This is a genomic window from Brucella anthropi, assembly GCF_046630315.1.
Classification (GTDB): Bacteria; Pseudomonadota; Alphaproteobacteria; order Rhizobiales; family Rhizobiaceae; genus Brucella; species Brucella anthropi_A.
In genome coordinates, this window is sequence record NZ_LQBD01000036.1 from 123,553 (window position 1) to 146,068 (window position 22,516).

Sequence of the window (22,516 nt, forward strand, 5' to 3'; positions counted from 1 at the left end):
GCGGCCATGGTATCAAAACGACTTAGCCGGGAAGCCGGCCACCGCCGCAAGTTTCTTGCCGTCATCGACGAAACACCCGAATGCGGGCGCGCCGTCGCCTATGCCGCGCGCCGTGCAAAAAACACGGGCGGCTCGCTCATCCTGCTTTTCGTGATCGATGACTCGGACTTCCAGCAAATTCTGGGCGTGGGCGAAATCATGCGCTCCGAAGCCCAGGATCGCGCCCGGGCAGCGCTGGAAAAATTCGCCGCAAGCGTGCGTGCCGATCAGGGAATCGAGCCGGAAACCAGCATCCGCGAAGGCCAGACCGCCGAAGAACTCATCTGTCTCATCGAGGAAGATCAAGACATCGCCATTCTGGTTCTGGCTGCCGGTTCGGGCAAGGAAGGCCCCGGCCCCCTCGTGCAATCGCTGGCGGGGCGCGCGCAATTCCCGATCCCGGTGACGGTCATTCCGGCGGGCATGAGCGACGACGACATTGATGCCGTGACCTAATCATCCTATATTGATGGCAACTGATACGCGTAAGATCGGGACTGCACTTGCGTCCATTTGGATCTGCGCTTACGAAAATCGTTCCAAAATCTGAAAGCGGGACAACTGGCATGTTCATCCAGACTGAAACCACGCCCAACCCGGCGACCCTGAAGTTTCTTCCCGGCAAGGTCGTGATGCCGGAAGGCACCGCCGATTTTCGCGATGCCTCCACCGCTGGCAACACGTCGCCGCTTGCAGCCAAGCTCTTTTCGGTTCCGGGCGTGACGGGTGTTTTCTTCGGCTATGACTTCATCACCGTCACCAAGGAAGACGGCGAGTGGCAGCATCTGAAACCCGCCATTCTCGGCACGATCATGGAACATTTCATGTCGGGCGCGCCTGCAATGGCCGGCAACAGCAATGCAGATGCCGCCGCCGCGCATGGCGAGGAAGAATTTTTCGATGAAGCTGACGCCGAAACCGTCGAAATCATCAAGGAACTGATCGAAACCCGCGTTCGCCCGGCCGTTGCGCAGGATGGCGGCGACATCACGTTCCGTGGTTTTGAAAATGGCACCGTATTCCTCAATATGAAGGGCGCCTGCTCCGGTTGCCCGTCCTCAACGGCAACCTTGAAGCATGGCATCCAGAATCTTCTGCGCCATTTCGTGCCGGAAGTGCAGCAGGTCGAACAGATCTGATCTCACTCAGATTTATAAGGAAAAAGGCCGCTTCAAGCGGCCTCAGATTGATGACAAACCCCTCGATTTTTGGCCGCAATCAAAAACGAGGGGCTTTGATTCCGATCTGTTCACGTTTTGAATCTGTGACGTTCCGTGAATCTGAGGCCATTTTGACCCTGCCGGAGGTTTGTCAGCAGCCTGAGGCCGCTTCAAGCGGCCTTTTTCATATCCTTATTGCTTCACGATAACCTTGGCACCCTGCTCGGTGCGATCGTAAAGATCCATGATATCCTGGTTCATGAGGCGGATGCAGCCGGAAGACATTGCCTTGCCGATGGACCACCATTCCGGCGTGCCGTGCAGGCGATAGCCCGTGTCGCCGCCCTTGTTGAAGAGATAGAGCGCGCGGGCGCCAAGCGGATTGCGCAAGCCGGGGTCCATGCCATTGCGATATTTGGCCAATTCCGGCTGGCGCTTGATCATCGCGGAAGGCGGCGTCCAGGTCGGCCATTCCCGCTTCATGGCGACGCGGGCCGTGCCGGACCATTCGAAGCCTTGGCGGCCAACACCAATACCGTACCGCATGGCCTTGCCTTCCGGCATGATGAGATAAAGATACTTTTCCCGCGTATCGACGATGATGGTGCCAGGCTTTTCATCCGTCGGATATTTGACGACCTGGCGGCGATATTGCGCGGGTATCTTTTCGCTCGGAATGGCCGGAACGACATAGCCGGCATCAGTGACCGAAGAATAGGAAGCGGTATAGAAAGGACCGCCTGCGGTCGAGCAGCCGGCCAATGCGCCTGCCAGAAAAAGGGCCGCCGTCAATTTCAGGACGCGAGAATTCATGCATTCCCCCCACATTGGTTCATTCCGTCAATGGAACCGTGATAGCCGAAGATAGAAGCGAATCGCTCAATTCCTGCTGAAGATGGGGCAGTATTGTTAACCAGGCGTTAACCGTAAATTGAAAATTCCTTGAATATGACATTTTTTGGCCATGTTTCGTCAGGCTGCCGCAGTTTTCGTGACAGGCTTTCTGGTTTTCCGATTGTTTCAATCCAAATCCACGCACACACTACGCCCATGCCAATCGTGATTCCCAACCAGACCCATCCTCTTTCCGATGGCCGACAGTCGGAGAACGCCATGCTGGTGCGGCGCGGCGTGCAGCGTCTCTTTCTGGAAATGGGACTTGCCACATTGCCGGAACTTCCGCTGGCCTCCGGCAGGCGCGCCGACCTGATCGCGGTCAGCCGCAAGGGGGAAATCTGGATCGTGGAAATCAAATCATCGGTCGAAGACTGGAAAGCAGACCGCAAATGGCCCGATTATCGCGCTTATTGCGACCGGCTGTTCTTTGCCACCCATCCGGCGGTGCCGCGCGAAATATTTCCGCAAGAATGCGGCTTCATTCTCTCTGATGGCTATGGCGCGGAGATCCTGCGCGACGCGCCGGAGCATAAATTGCCCGGCGCCACGCGAAAGGCGCTGATGTTGCGCTTTGCGCGCGCGGGCGCAGCGCGCCTGACAATCGCCGAACTTGCCGGTCTTGATGTGCCGGATGCCGAAATCGATTGATTGATTTCAGCGTGGCGCGCGCTTCGCCAGAATGCGCTGCAAGGTGCGGCGATGCATGTTGAGGCGACGTGCAGTCTCGGAAACGTTGCGCTCGCACATTTCATAGACACGCTGGATATGTTCCCAGCGCACTCGGTCGGCGGACATCGGATTTTCCGGCGGCGCAACCTTTTCACCCGGACGGCGGGTCAGGGCCGCGAAGACCTCATCCGCATCCGCAGGCTTCGACAGATAATCGATGGCGCCAAGCTTAACCGCATTCACCGCGGTTGCGATATTGCCATATCCGGTGAGAACGATGGCGCGCGTATCGGCGCGGCGCGAGCGAATAGCCTCGATGATGTCGAGACCGTTGCCATCGCCGAGCCGCATGTCCACGACAGCATAGGCCGGCGCGGCGGCCTTGGCAGCGGCAATGCCTTCCTCAACCGATTCCGCAATCGTGACCTGAAAACCCCGGCTCTCCATGGCGCGGGCAAGGCGCTGCAAGAAAGGCTTGTCATCATCAACCAGAAGGAGGGTCGGATCGTTGCCTATGGCTTCGGTGTCTTCCTGCTTCAAGTCGTCCATGGGGTGCTTCCTGCCTGTATTTTTCTTTCCTTATTGATACCCCTGCGTCAAAAAGTCAAATAGCCATTGAATTGTTGAAGCAATTTAAGCGCTCGCCTCACAGTAAGGCGGGCGCAAGCCTTTGTATTTCAAGAATATTCTGAAATGTGGACACAAGGATTTGATAGGATAATCATGTGTTTGCCGAAAAGCCCGCTTCAGCCCGATGTAAAGGCCGAGCGCGGCCAGACCACCTTGACCTCCGCGCCCTGACCCGGATTGTTGCGATTGCGGAAGGTGATCTGCGCGCCGGAGCGTTCCAGCAATGTTTTGGCGATGAACAGGCCAAGGCCAAGGCCTCCGCCGCCATTGCGGGTCTGATCGCGGCTCGTCATATAGGGCTCGCCGATGCGGTCGAGGATTTCCGGTTTGAATCCGTCACCATCGTCCTGAATGGTCACGCTCACATGCCCTTCGGTCCAGCCCCAGGTGACGCTGACCGTATCGCGTGCAAAATCGACGGCATTTTCCACCAGATTGCCGAGGCCGTAAAGCAGGCCGGGATTGCGTCGGGTGACGGGCTCCGGTTTCGGGCCTTCCGTTTTGTGCACGTCGATGGTGATGCCGAAGTTGCGGTGCGGCGCGATGACCTCTTCGATCAGCGAGGACAGCGGCAGGCGCGACATATGTTCCTCGCCCTCCGAGGAAAGGCTGGTCAGCCGCTGGAGAATCTCACGGCAGCGCTGCGTCTGGGAGTGAAGCAGGGCAATGTCTTCGGCAAGGCTCGTATCGGTGGTGCGGGCGCGCTGCATTTCCTTCACCACCAGCGCAATCGTTGCCAGCGGCGTGCCAAGCTCATGGGCAGCCGCAGCGGCCAGCCCGTCCAGTGCCGACAGATGCTGTTCGCGCTGGAGAATGAGTTCGGCGGCACTCAATGCGTCGCCCAATTGGCGGGCCTCCTCGGCGATGCGATAGGCATAGACCCCGGTGAAGCCGAGCGCCGAAATGATGGCGCACCAGATGCCGATCACAAACAGGAATGGCAGGTCCAGAGTTTCGCCCGGATACCAGGGCAGCGGTTCATGCCGGACGACAAGCACCGACGTGCAGACGACGACCAGCAGGGCAAGCACCAGCGTATGGCGCGCGGAAAGTGAGGTCGCCGAGATGATGACGGGCACGATCATCAAGATGATGAAAGGATTTTGCAGCCCGCCCGTGAGGTACAACAGCCCTGCCAGTTGCAGAATATCGAAGGCCAGCACCAGGCTTGCAGCGGCCGGATTGAGCCGATGATTGGTCGGAAAGCGAAAGGCGAGATAAAGATTGAGCCAGGCCGAGCAGGCGATCAGCGCAAAGCAGATGCCGACGGCAAAAGGGAATTGCAGATAGAGCGCCACCAGCATGACGGCCGCCGTCTGGCCGGCAATCGCCAGCCAGCGCACACGTATCAAGGTGGTCAGCCGCGGGCGGCGCGAAAGATTGGAAGCGCGATTCTCGAATTCTGCGTGCATGGGGTCCCTCGTCAGGGCCTCTTATGAGGCAAGCCCGGACAGGAATGCAAGCGAAACTGCGTTATCCGGTCGCAGGCCGAATTTACGTCCCGCGCGGCTTGGCGCGGCGGGTGGCTTGCGCATTGGCCGGGTCTTCCGGCCAGACATGTTTCGGATAACGCCCGCGCATGTCGGAACGCACATCGGCCCATGAGCCTTTCCAGAAGCCGGGAAGATCGCGCGTGATCTGGATCGGGCGATGGGCAGGAGAGAGAAGCTCCAGCAAAAGCGGCACCGTGCCATTGGCGATGGAAGGATGCGTGGCGAGGCCGAACAATTCCTGCACACGGACGGCCAGTACCGGCTCATCAGCGTCATAGCGGATGGGAATATGCGAGCCGGTCGGCACCGCGAAATGGGTCGGCGCAAGCTGGTCGACGCTGCGCTGCAAATCAAACGGCACAAGGCTCATCAGGCCGTTTTTCAGCACGTGCCCCGGAACGCGGTCGAGCTGGGCCTCGCCCGTCAGGAAGGGCAAGAGCCAGTCTTCAAGCCGGTCCAGAAGCGTTTCGTCTTCCATCGACGGCCATGGATCGCCGAGGCCGCGATGAAGCCAGCCAAGCCGGCAGCGCAGGATTTCGGCTTCCCTGTTCCATGGCAGGATGGAAAGCCCATGCTCGCGCAAGGCCGCAATCACACCTTCGTCGGCGGCGGCACCGGAGGGAGCGGCAAGCGGCTTTTCCGAAAGCGCGATCATGCCGATGCGCACGGCTTCGCGCGCCCGCAGGGCGTTCTTTTCCGGGTCATAGACGACCAGCTTGCCGCTTTCGATCCGGTCGCCAAGCGCGGCGCGGATTTCGGATTCAGAGGTTTCCGCCGCCGACAGAATGCGGGCGCGGCCCGCCTTGCCGGACATATCGGCCACCACCAGCCATGGCGCGCGGCTAAGGCTGACGGCGGGCTCGACTTCGCCGCCGCGCCCATTGGCGAGCAGGAACTGTCCCGTTGCCCCGCGCGCCTTGGCGATGCGGTCCGGATAGGCATCGATCAACAGGCGTCCCACGCCCGAACCGGCAGGCGCACCCTGATTGCGCAGATTGGCCGCGAGGCGCTTCGCCAGCCCCCTGGCACGCTGCGCCCGGTCAGAGCGATCACCGCGAAAGCGCGAAAGACGGGTTTCAAGATCGATATCGTTGCCGCCAAGCCCGCGCTCGGTCAAAAGCACGGCCAGTTCGGCTGCGGCCTCTGCCTCGCCGCGCCTGGCGGCTTCCGCCACCATATGGGCCAGCCGCGCCGGGAGAGCGAGCGAGCGCATTGCCTCACCATCCGGCGTCAGACGGCCAGCCTCATCCAGCGCGCCCAGCCGATGCAAAAGGGTCTTCGCTTCGGCGAGGGCCGGTTTCGGCGGCTTGTCGAGAAAATTGAGCGTCGCAGGATCGGTCACCCCCCATGCCGCGGCATCAAGCACAAGGCCGGACAGGTCAGCCTCCAGAATTTCCGGCGGCGAAAAGGCGGGAAGCGACGCCGTCTGGCCCTGATGCCAGAGGCGGATCGCGACACCGGGTTCGGTTCGCCCGGCACGGCCCGCACGCTGATCGGCACTTGCGCGCGACGTCCGCACGGTTTCAAGCCGGGTGAGGCCGGTGGCCGGTTCATATTTCGGCAGGCGGGCGAGCCCGCTGTCGATCACCACGCGCACGCCATCGATGGTGATCGATGTTTCGGCAATCGCGGTCGCCAGCACGATCTTGCGCTTGCCCGCAGGCGCGGGCCTGATCGCCGCATCCTGCGCGCCGCCTTCCATCGCGCCATAAAGCGGCGCGAGCAGGACATTGGCCGGCAGCCTGTCTTGCAGAAGCCGCACCGTGCGTTCGATCTCGCCCTGCCCCGGCAGGAAGGCCAGAATACTGCCCGTCTCGTCCGCCAGCGCATCGCGGATCGCCCGCGCCATCGCATCCTCGATCCGCTCATCCGCCTTGCGGTCGCGATAGCGGATATCGACCGGATAGGCGCGGCCCTCGCTCTCGATGACCGGCGCATCGCCAAGAAGCGAGGCCACGCGCGCGCCATCGAGCGTTGCCGACATGACGAGTATCTTGAGGTCATCGCGCAATGCCGCCTGCACGTCGAGCGCCAGCGCCAATCCGAAATCGGCGTCGAGGCTGCGTTCATGGAACTCATCGAAGAGAACGGCGGCGACACCCTTCAGGTCAGGATCATCGAGGATCATGCGCGCAAAGACGCCCTCGGTGACGACGAGGATTCTGGTTTTGCCCGACACCCTGCTTTCAAGGCGCATCCGGTAGCCGACCGTTTCGCCCGGCTCCTCCCCCAGAAGCTGCGCCATGCGGCGGGCTGCGGCGCGGGCAGCAAGCCGCCTTGGTTCCAGAAGCACGATCATGCCCTCCCCGCGCCAGTCCGCACCCAGCATATGGAGCGGCACCAGCGTCGTCTTGCCCGCGCCGGGCGGCGCGACAAGGACCGCGCTTGCGTGAAGCGCCAATGCCTCATCAAGCTGAGGCAGAATTCGTGTCACGGGAAGATCGGGCAGGCTCGTCAAGGGCTTTCCATCTTTTGCATTGAACGCCCTGGCGGTTTGCATGAGCGGCGGGGAATTGTCCAGCCGTTCCGGGCCGATTGACATACTCCCCCAGAGTATTTAGGCTTCGTGAAAATCGGGAGAATCCATGCCGCATTCGCCGGAAGACAAGAAGCGCGCCCTGACGCGCCTGCGCCGTATCAGGGGGCAGGCCGAAGCGCTGGAACGCGCGGTGGAAGCGGGGACGGAATGCGCGGCGCTTCTCCAGCAGATCGCCGCATTGCGGGGTGCTGCCAACGGGTTGATGGCCGAAGTGCTGGAAAGCCATTTTCGCGAGACTTTCGGACATGCGCGCGAAACCATGGCGCAAAAAGACGATCCCGATGCACAGATCGATGAAATCATGCGGATTTTGCGCACCTATCTGAAATAGGCGCGCAACACACAACTGGAAGGGAAACATCGCCATGAAGTCACGCGCAGCCGTTGCCTGGGAGGCAAGGAAGCCGCTCACCATCGAAACCGTCGAGATCGGCGGGCCGAAGGCGGGCGAAGTGCTGGTCGAAATCATGGCGACGGGTGTTTGCCATACCGATGCCTACACTCTTTCGGGCCTCGATTCGGAAGGCAAGTTCCCGGCCATCCTCGGCCATGAGGGTGCGGGCATCGTGCGCGAAGTTGGCGCGGGCGTAACATCGGTCAAGCCGGGCGACCATGTCATCCCGCTCTACACGCCCGAATGCCGCCAGTGCAAAACCTGCCTGTCGCAGCGCTCGAACCTGTGCACCGCCATCCGGTCGACGCAGGGCCAGGGCCTGATGCCCGACAAAACCTCGCGCTTTTCCTGCGATGGCGGCGAAGTGTTCCATTATATGGGCTGCTCGACCTTCTCGAACTTCACCGTCCTGCCGGAAATCGCCGTCGCCAAGGTGCGCGAGGACGCGCCTTTCGACAAGATCTGCTATATCGGCTGCGGTGTCACCACGGGCATCGGCGCCGTGATCTACACGGCCAAGGTTCGTCCCGGCTCGAATGTGGTGGTGTTCGGCCTCGGCGGCATCGGCCTCAATGTCATTCAGGGCGCGCGCATGGTTGGCGCCGACAGGATCATCGGCGTGGACATCAATCCGGCCAAGGTCGAAATGGCGAAAAAATTCGGCATGACCGACTTCATCAACCCGCGCGAGATCGGCAATGACAAGGTGGTGCAGGCCATCCAGGACCTGACCGATGGCGGGGCGGACTATTCCTTCGACGCCACGGGTAATACCGACGTGATGCGTCAGGCGCTGGAATGCTGCCATCGCGGCTGGGGCGAATCGATCATCATCGGCGTGGCCGAAGCCGGCAAGGAAATCGCCACCCGCCCGTTCCAGCTCGTCACGGGCCGGGTCTGGAAAGGCACCGCTTTCGGCGGCGCGCGCGGGCGCACCGACGTGCCGAAGATCGTGGACTGGTACATGGAAGGCAAGATCAATATCGACGATCTCATCACCCACACCATGCCACTCGATGAGATCAACACCGCCTTCGACCTGATGCATGAAGGCAAATCGATCCGTTCGGTGGTTGTGTACTGATGACCGAAAAGCGTTTCGTTTCCCGATGGGACGACATTGACGGCCTGACCCCGCGCGCGCTTTATGCGATGCTGAAACTGCGCGTGGATGTCTTCGTGGTCGAGCAGAAATGCCCCTACCCGGAGATCGACGGCAAGGATATCGGCGCGTTTCACCTGCGCATTCTCGACGGCGAGGAACTTGCAGCCTGTCTGCGCGTTCTACCGCCGGAACAGGACGGCAAGCCGGTCAAGATCGGGCGCGTGGTCGTGGCGCCGGATTATCGCGGCTACAAGCTCGGCCAGCGCCTGATGCAGGAGGCCATCGAATTCGCGCAAGGCCGCTTTCCGGGCACGGCGATCGAACTGGGCGGGCAGAGCCATTTGCAGAAATTTTATCGCTCGTTCGGCTTCGTGGCGATTTCGGACGAATATCTCGAAGACGGCATTGCGCATGTCGATATGCGATTGGAACCAAGGGGAACGGTTGTCTGATGTTTCTGCTGCGCCGCCATATGTCCTTCTATATCGGCGCCTTCGGTGGCGTCACGGCATTCGTCATCGCCTGGTTCCTGAAAAGCCCGCTCGCCCCGGTCATCGGGGCCAACTGCTTCTTCGTGATCTATCTGGCGCTGGCGGCTTCCGTCCTGCCGAAGCTCACCGCAGGCTTTCTGAAAAAGCACGCGGCAAGTGCTGACGAACCCGTTCCGATCATCTTTCTGGTGACATTTGCAACCGTCATCGTCGCAATCGCCTCGCTGTTCATTCTCATCAACGGCGAGCAGAAGACCAACACATTCTCGCTGGTGATGACGCTTGCTTCCGTGCCGCTCGGCTGGTTCACCATTCATATGCTGACCGCCATCCATTACGCGCATGTCTACTGGCAACCGGAAGAGCCCGCAGGCGGCGACCCCAAACATGCAAGCCGCTATCGCGGCGGGTTCGACTTTCCCGGAACGCCGGAACCATCGGGCTGGGATTTTGCCTATTTCGCCTATGTCATCGGCATGACGGCGCAAACCTCCGACACCAGTGTCACGACGCCTGCCATGCGCAAGGTCACGCTGCTGCACAGCATCGTCTCCTTTTTCTTCAACACCGTGCTGGTCGCCGCTGCCGTCAATGTTGCGGTGGCGCTCGGAAGCTGAATAAAACCGGGAATTTTTTGATGGAAACCATTTCGGTTGCGACATGCTTTGGCGGAACGCAGGGCGTTTATCGCCACAAGAGCGAGACGAACCAATGCGACATGACCTTTGCCGTCTTCCTGCCGCCGCAGGCCAAAGATGGGCCGGTACCGGTATTATGGTATCTCTCCGGCCTCACCTGCACGCATCAAAATGTGATGGACAAGGGCGAATATCGGCAAATGGCCGCCGAATTGGGAATTGCCGTTATTTGCCCCGATACCAGCCCGCGCGGCGATGATATTCCGGATGAACCCGACAACTGGCAATTCGGCAAGGGCGCCGGCTTTTACGTCGATGCGACACAGAAACCTTTTGCGCAAAACTACCGGATGTACAGCTATATCACGCAGGAACTGCCCGCTCTGGCGGCAAAACAGTTTCCGCTGGATATGGCGCGACAGGCGATCACCGGCCATTCCATGGGCGGACATGGCGCGCTGACCATTGCGCTCAAGAACCCCGACCGTTTCAAATCGGTCTCGGCATTCGCCCCGATCGTGCAGCCTTCCACGGCGGGATGGTCCAGACCGGCGCTCCAAAAATATCTCGGAGCGGAAGAACGGGCATGGCGCGCCTATGATGCCACGCTTCTGATCGAAGACGGCTACCGTTTGCCGGAAATCCTTGTCGACCAGGGGACCGCGGACGGCTTTCTCGATGACGGCCTGCGGCCCTGGCTTCTGGAAGAAGCCTGCAACAAGGCGGGCATTCCCCTCACGCTCAATATGCGCGAGGGCTACGACCATTCCTATTTCTTCATCTCGACCTTCATGGGCGACCATCTGCGCTGGCACGCGGAACGCCTGAAAAGCTGATCAGCGCCTCACCACCTTCATCGGCAGGCCGCCTTGCGGCTGGGTGGTGAGCTTCTGCACCGGCCACGGTTTCGTCGTTTCGAGAACATCGAAGCGGCGGCCATCCAGCAAGGTTGCCAGAGCAATAACCGCTTCCTGCAAGGCGAAGCTTGCGCCGATGCAGGTCCGCGGCCCCGCACCGAAGGGCAGATATTGAAAGCGATCGAGCCTGTCGCGGTTTTCCGGCCAGAAGCGTTCCGGCATGAAGGCATCCGGCTGGTCCCAGTAGAGCCTGTGGCGATGAATGACCCATGGCATGACCAATATGGCCGTGCCCTTCGCAATCCTGAGATCCTCGTAAGTATCGTCTTGCGCCGCCTCGCGGTTGATCGATGGCGCCGGCGGATAAAGCCGCATCGCCTCCTCGAAGGCCGCGCGCGTGAAAGGCAGCGACGCCAGCCATTCCTGCGGAGGCAGATCGCGCCCGCCCTTTGCGTGAAAGCCATCGATTTCGGCTTCGACACGGTCGCGTTCGTGCGGCGCCTTGGCGAGCAAATAGAGCGTCCAGCCAAGCGCGCGGGCGGTGGTCTCATGGCCCGCGCCGATGAAGGTGATGATATTGTCCTCGATTTCGGAACGGCTCAGCCCGTCCGCTCCCTCGGCGCGCAAAAGCAGGGTAAGGAAGTCGCTCGGTACATCTTCCCCCCTGTCCATGCGGGCTTTGCGCAGCGCTATGGTGTTGGAGACGAGTTCACGAAAGAAACCCAGCGATTGCTGTCCGCGCAGGCGCGTGAAGCGCGGCAGCCAGTCGGGCAGGCCCAGAAGATCGAACGGGTCGACCCGCCCCATCGTTTCGAAAAGCTTGTCGATCTGGTTTGCGAAATCATTCGGATCGCCTGCGATCTCGCCCGAGAACAAGGTTGCGGCAAGAATATCATAAGTCAGGAGCGTCATGTCATGGGCGACATCGGTAATCGTCCCCGAGGTCTTGTAACGCGCGACGAACTGGCGGGACCGGTCGCGCATGGTCTCGGCAAAGCCGCCGATATGGCGCGGCGTGAAAACCGGCGCCATGGCTTTGCGCGAGCGCTTCCACACCTGGCCCTCGGCCGTCAGCAGGCCATCGCGCAGCAAGGGGCGCAGCACACGCTGGCGAATGGCCGACATGGGATAATTGGCGGCATTGTCGACCAGCACATGACGGATCAGCCCCGGATCGTTGGCGATGATGGTTTTCATGCCGAGCCAGCTCACCTCTACCCAGCGTTCATTGTAGGAAGGTTCGCCCCAAAGCTCGAGCGGGTTCCTGTAGACGACCCGCATCATCTCGAAACGGCCGACCGGCTTTTCGCGCGGACGCGGTGCAGGCGGCACGAATGGATCTGATCTTTCGCCCATGGCGTTGGCAATTTCCATCAAGTGTTCCTTTCGTCATGAAACAGGCCGAGAACACCCCCGTCAAACCGGATATAAGCGCCAATTGTGGCGCTTCCAGAAGCGGGACGGCGAAGGGACCGGCTCGTGAGCGGCAGATGGCCGGAATCCCCGGCAAATTTACCGTCATAATTTGGAAAAATAGCCGTTAGCACCTATATTAAAGCCATGTTTGTCGCGTGATTCGACATATCTTTGAAGCTGCATCCGCAGCGCATTTTTCGAAAGATTTTCATGAGCGAGATGCCCGAGATGAATTCCGAAGCCCCCGCCGAATATGGCGCGGATTCCATTCGTGTTCTGAAAGGTCTGGATGCCGTTCGCAAGCGCCCCGGCATGTATATCGGCGACACGGATGACGGCTCCGGCCTGCATCATATGGTCTACGAGGTCGTGGACAATGCAATCGATGAAGCGCTGGCAGGACATGCCACGCTTGTGACCGTCACCCTCAACCCGGACGGGTCCTGCACCGTGACCGATAACGGGCGCGGCATCCCGACCGATATCCATAAGGAAGAAGGGGTTTCGGCAGCCGAGGTCATCATGACCCAGCTTCATGCCGGCGGCAAGTTCGACCAGAATTCCTACAAGGTTTCCGGTGGTCTGCACGGTGTCGGCGTGTCGGTGGTGAACGCGCTGTCGATCTGGCTGAAGCTGAAGATCCGCCGCGCCGGCAAGATCCACGAAATGAGCTTCACCCATGGCGTCGCGGACGCACCATTGGTCGTGACCGGCGATGCGGGGGCGGAGACGGGCACGGAAGTGAGCTTCCTGCCGTCGCCCGAAACCTTCTCCATGGTCGAATTCGATTTCGACACGCTGGAGCGCCGCCTGCGCGAACTTGCCTTTCTCAATTCCGGCGTTCGCATCAAGCTTGCCGATCGCCGCCATGCCGACGTCAAGGAGCATGAGCTGCACTATGACGGCGGGCTTGTCGAATTCGTGAAATATATCGACCAGAGCAAGAAATCGCTTCTGGAAGAGCCGATTTATATCCGCAGCGAAAAAGACGGCATGACGGTGGAAGTCGCCATGTGGTGGAACGATTCCTACCATGAAAAGGTGCTGTGCTTCACCAACAACATTCCGCAGCGCGACGGCGGCACGCATCTGGCCGGTTTCCGTGGCGCGCTGACCCGTCAGGTGACGGGCTATGCCGATGCATCGGGCATGACCAAGAAGGAAAAGGTGCAGCTTACCGGCGATGACTGCCGCGAGGGCCTGACCGCCGTTCTTTCGGTCAAGGTTCCCGATCCGAAATTCTCCTCGCAGACCAAGGACAAACTCGTTTCCTCGGAAGTGCGCCCGGTCGTGGAAAGCCTCGTCAACGAGGCGCTTTCGACATGGCTGGAAGAACATCCGGCAGGCGGCAAGGCCGTGGTCGAGAAGGTCATTCAGGCAGCCGCAGCCCGTGAAGCCGCCCGCAAGGCACGCGACATCACCCGCAAGAGCAATCTGAGCGTGACGTCCCTGCCCGGCAAGCTTGCCGATTGTCAGGAGCGCGACCCGGCCAAGTCGGAAATCTTCATCGTCGAGGGTGACTCGGCAGGCGGCTCCGCCAAGAGCGGTCGTTCGCGCCAGAACCAGGCCATCCTGCCGTTGCGCGGCAAGATCCTCAACGTGGAGCGCGTGCGTTTCGACCGCATGATCTCTTCCGATCAGGTCGGCACGCTGATTACCGCGCTCGGCACATCGATCGGCAAGGATGAAACGCACGGCTTCAACCCGGATAAGCTGCGCTACCACAAGATCATCATCATGACCGATGCTGACGTCGACGGCGCGCATATCCGCACATTGCTGCTGACCTTCTTCTTCCGCCAGATGCCGGAACTGATCGAGCGCGGCCATATCTATATCGCGCAGCCGCCGCTCTATAAGGTTTCACGCGGGAAATCCTCGCAATATATCAAGAACGAAGCCGCCTTCGAGGACTTCCTCATCGAGACAGGTCTTGAGGAAGCAACGCTGGAAATGGCAAGCGGGGAAGTCCGCGCCGGGCCGGACCTGCGTTCAGTGGTCGAGGATGCCCGCACCATGCGCCAGCTTCTGGCCGGGCTCCACACACGCTATGATCGCCGCGTGGTGGAACAGGCAGCCATTGCCGGGCTTCTCAATCCGGATGCCTCGAAAGACAATGCAACCGCGCAAGCTTCCGCCAATATCGTTGCAAAGCGTCTCGACATGATTTCGGAAGAAACCGAGCGCGGCTGGGAAGCCCATGTGACGGAAGATGGCGGCTATCGCTTCGAGCGCATGGTGCGCGGCGTGAAGGATATCGCCATTCTCGACATGGCGCTGCTCGGCTCTGCCGACGCCCGGCAGATCGACCGCGTGGCTGCACGCCTGTCGGAGGTCTTTGCCGAGCCGCCCGTGATGCGCCGCAAGGACAAGGTGGAAACGCTTTCCGGGCCGATGGCCCTGCTTGACGCCATCTTTGCGACAGGCCGCAAGGGCCTGACCCTCCAGCGCTACAAAGGCTTGGGCGAAATGAACGCCGAACAGCTTTGGGAAACCACGCTCGACCCGAATGTGCGCTCGCTGTTGCAGGTCAAGGTGACGGATGCGACCGATGCGGATTCCCTGTTCTCGCGCCTCATGGGCGATGAGGTGGAGCCGCGACGCGAATTCATTCAGGAAAATGCGCTGAGCGTTGCCAATCTGGACGTTTGATACGAAAAAGCCCCGGAAATCTGGGGCTTTTCATTATTCTGAGCAGTAAGTTTATTCGCCGCGGCGCTTCTTGCCAAAGCCGCCTTCGGGCTTCTTGCCACCCTTTTTGAAGCCGTCTTTCCTGAAGTCGTCTCCACGGGAGAAATCACGCGGCTTGTCCCACTTGTCGCCCTTGGAGCGGTCGCCCTTATAGCCTTCGCTCTTGTAGCCGCCGTCCTTGAACTTGTCGCCGCGCGGCTTGAAGCCACCCTTGCCTTCGCGCGGGGCGGCGTCGCCGCCTGCACCGGCAACGGCGGTGCGGATCACAAGGCCCTTTTCGCCGGTACCGCGTTCCTCGACCGAACGGCGGAATTCATCAGCCTTCGAGGCCGTGATTTCGAAGCGGGTTTCATTGTCGAAAATCTTGATCGATCCGACATCGCGCTTGGAAACATCGCCCGCCTTGCAGATGAGCGGCAGCAGCCATTTCGGATCGGCGCGATGCTTGCGACCGGCAGAAACCGAAAACCACACGCCGTCAAAATGCGCATTGCGGTCAAAACGTTCGCCCGGTTCGCCACGCTCGCGGCGCTCTCCGCGTTCGAAGCGGTCGCCACGGTCGGAACGCTCACCTTTTTCAAAACGATCTCTGGGCTTCTTGCCGCCAACCGGATGCACAGGTGCATCGGAAACTTCTTCCGCTGCCGGATAGGAAGCCACCTCACGATTGAGGAAAGCGCTAGCGATCTGTTCCGGCGTATAACGCTCGACCAGTGCCTTGAGGAGATCCTGATATTCTTCTTCAACCAGCTGGTTGAAGACTTCCGCATTCAAGATGCGCTCATTGGTCTTGGCCTGAACGGCTGCAATGCTCGGTGCCGGAACCGTCTGCGCGTCGAGCTTTGCCATGTGCAGAAGGCGCTCGGCGGTGCGGCGGCGCGAGAACGGCACGACCAGAACGCAGGTGCCCTTGCGGCCTGCGCGGCCCGTGCGGCCTGAGCGGTGCAGCATTGTTTCCGGGTTATTCGGAAGATCGGCATGAATGACCAGATCAAGGTTCGGCAGGTCGATCCCACGCGCGGCAACGTCGGTTGCGACGCAGACGCGGGCACGTCCGTCACGCATGGCCTGAAGCGCATTGTTGCGCTCGGCCTGGCTCAGTTCGCCCGAAAGCGCCACCACGGCAAAGCCGCGATTGGAAAGCCGGCTTGCCATGTGCTTCACCGCTTCGCGGGTCGAGCAGAAAATGATCGAATTCTGGCTGTCGTAATAGAGCAGCGTATTGATGATCGCGTGGTCGCGCTCATGCGGCGGCACCGGCATGGCGACATAATCGATATCCGCATGCTGGCTGGTTTCGCTCTGGACGGTGATGCGCAGCGCGTCGTTCTGGAAGCGCTTGGCAAGCTGGGCAATCGGCTTCGGCACAGTTGCCGAGAACATCAGCGTGCGGCGGTCTTCCGGCGCTTCGCCAAGGATGAATTCGAGGTCCTCGCGAAAGCCCATGTCGAGCATTTCGTCGGCTTCATCGAGCACGACGGCACGCAGTTGCGACATATCAAGCGCATCGCGGGTGATGTGGTCGCGCAGGCGGCCCGGCGTGCCGACGACGATATGGCTTCCCCGTTCCAGCGCCCGGCGCTCGGTGCGGATATCCATGCCGCCAACGCAGGATGCAATCCGCGCGCCGGTATCGGCATAGAGCCATTCCAGTTCACGACGGACCTGAAGTGCCAGTTCGCGCGTCGGCGCGATAATCATGGCCAACGGCGCGCCCGCATCGCCGAAGCGCAGTTCGTCCTCTAGAATGGTGTTGGCCATGGCAAGGCCGAAAGCAACCGTCTTGCCCGATCCGGTCTGTGCGGAAACGAGAAGGTCGGCATCGAGCGTTTCGGGAGCCAGAACTGCATTCTGAACGGCGGTGAGCGTATTGTAACCGCGAGCGGCTAATGCTCCGGAGAGAGCCGGAGCGATGGTATCAGGCAGAGACATGAATAACTTTCAAAAAAGCTTCTCAAGCCGCATACCCATTGGTCGTGAACCACTTGTCCACGACTCCCCAGACGACTACCGAAGCACCAGAATTGGCTCTTCCCTATAGGTTTAACGCTTCCCGGTCAACCGGAACAAAACTCAATGCGCTTCGTCCCAGTTATGCGCCGCCCTTGCGTCCACATGCAGAGGAACCGCGAGCGAGACGGCGGGCATGGCCGCATTTTCCATCACGCGGCGCACGACGGGAATAGTCTTTTCCACTTCATTTTCAGGCACTTCGAAGATGAGTTCGTCGTGGACCTGCAACAGCATACGCGCGGCGAGATTTTCCGCCGCCAGCGCATCTTCCATGCGGATCATAGCGCGGCGGATGATATCGGCGGCTGAACCCTGGATCGGCGCATTGATGGCCGCACGCTCGTTGAAGGCGCGGACCTGCGGATTGGACGCCCTGATATCCGGGTAGTGCGCGCGGCGACCGAAAATGGTTTCGACATAGCCATGCTCGCGCGCGAAAGCCTTGGTCGCCTCCATATAATCCTTGATGCCGGGGAAACGCTCGAAATAGGTGCGGATATATTGTCCAGCCTCCTCACGCGGGATGGAAAGCTGGTTGGCCAGACCGAAGGCGGAAATGCCGTAGATAATGCCGAAATTGATCGCCTTGGCGCGGCGGCGCACTTCCGAAGGCATGCCTTCGACCGGAACGCCGAACATTTCCGACGCCGTCATGGCGTGAATGTCGATGCCGTCGGCAAAAGCCTGCTTCAATTGCGCAATGTCGGCTACATGCGCGAGCACGCGCAACTCGATCTGGCTGTAGTCGGCGGAGATCAGCTTGTTGCCGGGCTCGGCGATGAAGGCTGTCCTGATCTTGCGCCCCTCGGCGGTGCGCACCGGAATATTCTGCAAATTGGGCTCGGACGAGGAAAGCCGCCCCGTCGAGGTGGACGCCATCGCATAGGATGTATGGACGCGCCTGGTCCGGGGGTTGATGAAACCCGGCAGCGCATCCGTATAGGTGGATTTGAGCTTGGTGAGCTGGCGCCAGTCCACGATCTTGCGCGGCAGCGGATGGCCTTCTGCGGCAAGGTCTTCCAGCACCTGCGCGGAGGTCGACCACTGGCCGGTCTTCGTCTTGGACGCACCCGGAAGCCCCATCTTGCCGAAGAGAATATCGCCAAGCTGCTTGGGCGATCCTATGGTGAATTTCTCGCCCGCCAGTTCGTAAATTTCGTCTTCATAGGCAGCGGCAGCCTGCGCCAGATCGCCGGAAAGGCGTGAAAGCACCTGCCGGTCGACGGCGATGCCGCGCTCTTCCATGCGCGCCAGCACATCGATCAGCGGACGTTCCAGGCGCTCATAGACCGACATCAGCCCTTCGGCGGCAAGACGCGGCTTCAACACCAGCCACAGCCGCAGCGTGACATCGGCATCCTCGGCGGCATAGGCCGTCGCACGATCGATATCCACCATGTCGAAAGTGACCATGCTCTTGCCGCTTCCCGCCACATCCTTATAGGCAATCGGCGTGTGGCCAAGCCAGCGCTCGGACAGCGGGTCCATGCCGTGGCTGCCGGTGCCCGCATCCACAACATAGGAAATCAGCATCGTATCGTCGAAGGCAACGGTGTTGATGCCATGGCGGCGCATGACCAGCCAGTCATATTTCATGTTCTGCGCGATCTTGAGGACGGAAGCATCCTCCAGCACAGGTTTCAGCACGGCCAGCGCTTCGCCCAGCGGAATTTGCCCCTCGACCATGCCGCCGCCAAGAAGATCACCCGCACCGGACTTGTGCTGCAACGGCACATAGGCGGCCTTGCCCGGCGCCAGCGCCAGCGAAAAGCCGACAAGCTCGGCCTGCATGGGATCGACCGATGTGGTTTCGGTGTCGAAAGCCACGAGGCCGGTTTCCACCGCCTCGGCCAGCCATTGCTTCAGCGTCGCCATATCGCGGATGCAGGTATAGGCGCTGGTATCGATCTTCTGCGCGGTGGCTTCCGCCGCCCGCCTTTCCGCGAGCGCCTTCGGCGCATAGCCCTGATCGGACCCGGCGGCCGTGGGTGCCAAGACCGGTTGCGATGCAGCAGCAGCGGCCTTTTCGGGAACATCGACATCGGGGCCATGGGCATCCGCACCCCAGTCAGTCTCCACATGGCAGGGTTCGACCGCCGATGCATCCGTGTCGGTCGCCTCGGCCACGCGGCGGGTGAGCGAGGTGAATTCCATGGCCTTCAGGAAACCGATCAGCTTCGGTCCGTTCTGCGGCTCCAGCACGAGCCCATCCAGATCGACATCCAGCGGCACATCGGTCTTGAGCGTCACCAGTTCGCGCGCGATCTTCGTCTGGCCGGCAAAGGCCAGAATGTTTTCGCGGCGCTTGTTCTGCTTGATTTCAGAAGCGCGGGCCAAAAGCGTGTCGAGATCGCCAAACTCCTCCAGCAGCTGCGCCGCCGTCTTCGGGCCGATGCCGGGAATGCCGGGAACATTGTCGGTGCTGTCGCCGGTCAGCGATTGCAGGTCAATCATCTTTTCCGGCGGCACGCCCCATTTCTCGATCACTTCCGGGATCGAAATCTGCTTGTCCTTCATGCTGTCATACATCGACACGGCTGGTGTCACGAGCTGCATGAGGTCCTTGTCGGAGGAGACGATGGTGACATCGCCGCCTGCTTCCTCGGCCAGACGCGCATATGTGGCGATGAGATCGTCCGCTTCGAAACCTTCCTTCTCGATACAAGGCAGATTGAAGGCGCGTGTCGCCTGCCGGATGAGGCCGAATTGCGGGACCAGATCCTCCGGCGGCGCGGTGCGGTTTGCCTTGTAATCGGGATAAAGCGCGTTGCGGAACGTCTTTGACGAATAGTCGAAAATGACCGCGAAATGGGTCGGCACCACGCCGACATCGGTATTGCGCGCATCCTTCAACAGCTTCCACAGCATGTTGCAGAAGCCGGAAACCGCGCCCACGGGCAGACCGTCCGTCTTGCGGGTCAGCGGTGGCAGGGCATGATAGGCGCGGAAAATATAGCCCGAGCCGTCAACGAGAAAGAGATGATCGCCTTTTTTCATACGGTAGAATTAGAGGAAAGCGGCCATAAAGGAAACCGCTCCCATGTCAGGAGAAACATCCGTCCACGTGAAAGAAATCCATCACGTCGCGATAACACGTTTGTTACAGATTTGTAATCTTCCGTGCCCTTGAATAGCCACAGTTGAAAGGCCAAATTCAGGTCATCGACAATTCGTCGGTCGCCGGTTTTCTGACCCGTCCCCCGTTGGATGCCGGATGTTAGCGGCAGCCTCATTCCCCTCTCCGGGCTGCCGCTTTGAGTGTAGTGATATGGCCGCTGTGGTAACCCCCTCACCGCAGCGGCCAATTCATTTTCAGGCGGATATCCCTCTCTCGAATTGGGTTTCTTATTGATGGCGCTGGTTGTAGTGTGCCGCCAGTTTACGTTACGACTCGTCAGGAAGCATCCATGTCCACGCCATCGCTCGACAAAGTTCTCGACCATCTCGACGCCAATCTCGACAAGAGCCTCGACCGCCTGTTCGATCTTTTGCGGATCAAGTCGATTTCTACCGACCCGGCCTATAAGGCCGACTGCCGCAAGGCCGCGGAATGGCTGGTGGAAGACCTGAAGTCGATCGGTTTCGATGCCAACGTGCGCGATACGCCCGGCCACCCGATGGTCGTTGCCCATCACGAAGGCGCAACAGCCGATGCGCCGCATGTGCTTTTCTATGGCCATTACGATGTGCAGCCCGTCGACCCGCTCAATCTGTGGGAAAACGATCCCTTCGATCCGGCTATCAAGGACATTGGCGATGCCTCGACTGGGAGCCGCAAGATCCTGACCGGGCGCGGCACCTCCGACGACAAGGGCCAGCTCATGACCTTCGTGGAAGCCTGCCGCGCCTACAAGGCCGTGAACGGCAACCTGCCGGTCAAGGTGACGCTTCTGTTCGAGGGCGAAGAAGAATCCGGCTCGCCGTCGCTGAAGCCATTCCTCGATGCCAACAAGCAGGAGCTGAAGGCCGATGTGGCGCTGGTCTGCGACACGTCGATGTGGGACATGGAAACGCCCGCCATCAGCGTTGGCCTGCGCGGCCTCGTCGGGGAGGAAATCGTCATCAAGGCCGCCGACCGCGATCTGCATTCGGGCTTCTTCGGCGGTGCTGCGGCAAACCCGATCCACATCCTGACCAAAATTCTAGCCGACCTGCATGATGAAACCGGGCGCATCACCGTGCCGGACTTCTATGACGGCGTGGAGGAAACCCCGACCCAGATTCTGAAATCCTGGGAAAGCCTCGGTCGCACGGCCGAAAACTTCCTCGGCCCCATCGGTCTTTCCATCCCGTCCGGCGAAAAGGGCCGCAGCGTTTTGGAACTCACCTGGGCACGCCCCACCGCAGAAGTGAACGGCATTATCGGCGGCTATACCGGCGAAGGCTTCAAGACCGTGATCGCAGCCGAAGCTTCCGCCAAGGTCTCCTTCCGCCTTGTGCACAAACAGGACCCGGCCAAGATTCGCGAAGCCTTCCGCGCCTTCGTGAAAGAGCGTGTTCCAGCCGACTGCTCGGTCGAGTTCCATCCGCATGGCGGCTCGCCAGCAATCCAGCTTCCTTATGATTCCCCGCTTGTTTCCAAGGCGAAGGACGCGCTTTCCGACGAATGGCCAAAGCCTGCCGTACTGATCGCCATGGGCGGCTCGATCCCGATTGTCGGCGATTTCGACACATTCCTCGGCATGGAATCGCTTCTGGTCGGCTTTGGCCTTGAAGACGACCGCATCCATTCGCCCAATGAAAAATATGAGCTGAATTCCTTCCACAAGGGCCAGCGCTCATGGGCCAGAATCATGGCGACCATCGCCGCCAAATAGGGCAAGAATCATAGCGGCCGTCGCCGCGAAATAAGGACAACTGAATGACTATCCGTTTTCACAAAAACGATTTGCCGAACCTTGACCATTATCAGGTGGACGCGGTCGCCATCGACACCGAAACGCTGGGCCTGAACCCGCATCGCGACCGGCTTTGCGTGGTGCAGATTTCACCCGGCGACGGCACGGCGGACGTGATCCAGATCGAGGCCGGGCAGAAAAAGGCGCCCAATCTGGTGAAGCTTCTGAAGGATCGCTCGATCACCAAGATCTTTCATTTCGGCCGCTTTGATCTTGCCGTGCTGGCGCAGGCTTTCGGCACCATGCCGCAGCCGGTGTTCTGCACCAAGATCGCATCGAAGCTTACCCGCACCTATACGGACCGTCACGGCCTGAAGGAGCTTTGCAGTGAGCTTCTGGAGGTTTCGATCTCCAAGCAGCAGCAGTCTTCCGACTGGGCAGCCGAAGTCCTGTCACAGGCACAGCTTGAATATGCCGCCTCGGATGTTCTTTATCTCCACCGCCTGAAGGCGGTTCTGGAACAGCGGCTTGAGCGCGATGGCCGCACGAAACAGGCCGAGGCCTGCTTCAAGTTCCTGCCGACGCGCTCGGAACTCGACCTCATGGGCTGGCCGGAAGACGATATTTTCGCGCATTCGTGATGCAA

General features: G+C 60.3%; 19 protein-coding genes. 12 read left to right on the forward strand and 7 right to left on the reverse strand.

The features are described 5' to 3' along the window. Positions 1 to 6: 6 nt before the first annotated feature. The 3 genes from AVM02_RS16445 (at position 7) to AVM02_RS16455 (ending at position 1,408) form a co-directional block, all read left to right on the forward strand. Positions 7 to 495 (forward strand): universal stress protein, encoded by a 489-nt coding sequence (locus AVM02_RS16445; protein ID WP_411507991.1) that lies wholly within the window; start codon positions 7 to 9, stop codon positions 493 to 495. 110 nt (positions 496 to 605) lie between these two features. Continuing rightward, positions 606 to 1,178, forward strand: a complete 573-nt coding sequence (locus AVM02_RS16450; RefSeq protein WP_010657988.1) for a NifU family protein — start codon at positions 606 to 608, stop codon at positions 1,176 to 1,178. A 50-nt stretch (positions 1,179 to 1,228) separates the two neighbouring features. Then, a complete protein-coding gene (locus AVM02_RS16455) occupies positions 1,229 to 1,408 on the forward strand; it encodes a hypothetical protein (RefSeq protein ID WP_411507992.1) in 180 nt (59 codons plus the stop codon). On the opposite strand, the gene AVM02_RS16460 is transcribed toward AVM02_RS16455, so the two are convergent. After that, a complete protein-coding gene (locus tag AVM02_RS16460) occupies positions 1,392 to 2,012 on the reverse strand; it encodes a L,D-transpeptidase (protein WP_411507993.1) in 621 nt (206 codons plus the stop codon). The two genes, AVM02_RS16455 and AVM02_RS16460, sit on opposite strands and share 17 nt — an antisense overlap. Positions 2,013 to 2,249: 237 nt before the next feature. On the opposite strand from AVM02_RS16460, the gene AVM02_RS16465 reads away from it, so the two are divergent. Beyond that, a complete protein-coding gene (locus AVM02_RS16465) occupies positions 2,250 to 2,744 on the forward strand; it encodes an MmcB family DNA repair protein (RefSeq protein ID WP_411507994.1) in 495 nt (164 codons plus the stop codon). 6 nt (positions 2,745 to 2,750) lie between these two features. On the opposite strand, the gene regA is transcribed toward AVM02_RS16465, so the two are convergent. The 3 genes from regA to hrpB all read right to left on the reverse strand — a co-directional run bounded on the left by regA (position 2,751) and on the right by hrpB (position 7,346). After that, entirely contained in the window at positions 2,751 to 3,314 is a 564-nt protein-coding gene (gene regA, locus AVM02_RS16470; protein ID WP_125300544.1) for a global response regulator transcription factor RegA, read from the reverse strand. Between the two features lie 197 nt (positions 3,315 to 3,511). Continuing rightward, complete coding sequence (locus AVM02_RS16475; protein WP_411507995.1) at positions 3,512 to 4,807, reverse strand: ActS/PrrB/RegB family redox-sensitive histidine kinase; 1,296 nt, start codon at positions 4,805 to 4,807, stop codon at positions 3,512 to 3,514. 82 nt (positions 4,808 to 4,889) lie between these two features. Then, entirely contained in the window at positions 4,890 to 7,346 is a 2,457-nt protein-coding gene (hrpB, locus tag AVM02_RS16480; protein WP_411508061.1) for an ATP-dependent helicase HrpB, read from the reverse strand. Between the two features lie 127 nt (positions 7,347 to 7,473). On the opposite strand from hrpB, the gene AVM02_RS16485 reads away from it, so the two are divergent. The 5 genes from AVM02_RS16485 to fghA are packed head-to-tail and all read left to right on the forward strand — an operon-like array spanning position 7,474 to position 10,891. Beyond that, entirely contained in the window at positions 7,474 to 7,758 is a 285-nt protein-coding gene (locus AVM02_RS16485) for a metal/formaldehyde-sensitive transcriptional repressor (protein WP_411507996.1), read from the forward strand. Between the two features lie 34 nt (positions 7,759 to 7,792). Then, complete coding sequence (locus tag AVM02_RS16490; RefSeq protein WP_411507997.1) at positions 7,793 to 8,905, forward strand: S-(hydroxymethyl)glutathione dehydrogenase/class III alcohol dehydrogenase; 1,113 nt, start codon at positions 7,793 to 7,795, stop codon at positions 8,903 to 8,905. Continuing rightward, positions 8,905 to 9,378 (forward strand): GNAT family N-acetyltransferase, encoded by a 474-nt coding sequence (locus AVM02_RS16495; RefSeq protein WP_411507998.1) that lies wholly within the window; start codon positions 8,905 to 8,907, stop codon positions 9,376 to 9,378. The genes AVM02_RS16490 and AVM02_RS16495 overlap by 1 nt, the downstream gene beginning before the upstream one ends. Continuing rightward, positions 9,378 to 10,034: a DUF1345 domain-containing protein gene (locus tag AVM02_RS16500; protein ID WP_411507999.1), complete on the forward strand. Its 657-nt coding sequence runs from the start codon at positions 9,378 to 9,380 to the stop codon at positions 10,032 to 10,034. Before AVM02_RS16495 ends, AVM02_RS16500 begins: the two co-directional genes overlap by 1 nt. Before the next feature lie 20 nt (positions 10,035 to 10,054). Then, entirely contained in the window at positions 10,055 to 10,891 is an 837-nt protein-coding gene (fghA, locus tag AVM02_RS16505) for an S-formylglutathione hydrolase (protein WP_411508000.1), read from the forward strand. Here fghA and AVM02_RS16510 read toward each other — a convergent pair whose 3' ends face one another. After that, complete coding sequence (locus AVM02_RS16510; protein ID WP_411508001.1) at positions 10,892 to 12,286, reverse strand: cytochrome P450; 1,395 nt, start codon at positions 12,284 to 12,286, stop codon at positions 10,892 to 10,894. A gap of 252 nt (positions 12,287 to 12,538) precedes the next feature. On the opposite strand from AVM02_RS16510, the gene gyrB reads away from it, so the two are divergent. Continuing rightward, on the forward strand, positions 12,539 to 14,980 hold the full coding sequence (gene gyrB / locus AVM02_RS16515; protein ID WP_411508002.1) for a DNA topoisomerase (ATP-hydrolyzing) subunit B: 2,442 nt from the start codon (positions 12,539 to 12,541) through the stop codon (positions 14,978 to 14,980). A gap of 51 nt (positions 14,981 to 15,031) precedes the next feature. On the opposite strand, the gene AVM02_RS16520 is transcribed toward gyrB, so the two are convergent. Both AVM02_RS16520 and polA read right to left on the reverse strand, forming a co-directional pair. Continuing rightward, the gene (locus AVM02_RS16520) at positions 15,032 to 16,951 is read right to left on the reverse strand and encodes a DEAD/DEAH box helicase (protein WP_411508003.1); all 1,920 of its coding nucleotides are present in this window, start codon (positions 16,949 to 16,951) and stop codon (positions 15,032 to 15,034) included. 141 nt (positions 16,952 to 17,092) lie between these two features. Continuing rightward, on the reverse strand, positions 17,093 to 20,029 hold the full coding sequence (gene polA / locus AVM02_RS16525) for a DNA polymerase I (RefSeq protein WP_411508004.1): 2,937 nt from the start codon (positions 20,027 to 20,029) through the stop codon (positions 17,093 to 17,095). A gap of 410 nt (positions 20,030 to 20,439) precedes the next feature. On the opposite strand from polA, the gene AVM02_RS16530 reads away from it, so the two are divergent. Continuing rightward, positions 20,440 to 21,849, forward strand: coding sequence for a dipeptidase (locus AVM02_RS16530; RefSeq protein ID WP_411508005.1), 1,410 nt, complete (start codon positions 20,440 to 20,442; stop codon positions 21,847 to 21,849). Between the two features lie 44 nt (positions 21,850 to 21,893). After that, on the forward strand, positions 21,894 to 22,511 hold the full coding sequence (locus tag AVM02_RS16535) for a ribonuclease D (RefSeq protein WP_411508006.1): 618 nt from the start codon (positions 21,894 to 21,896) through the stop codon (positions 22,509 to 22,511). The last annotated feature ends 5 nt before the right edge of the window (positions 22,512 to 22,516 follow it).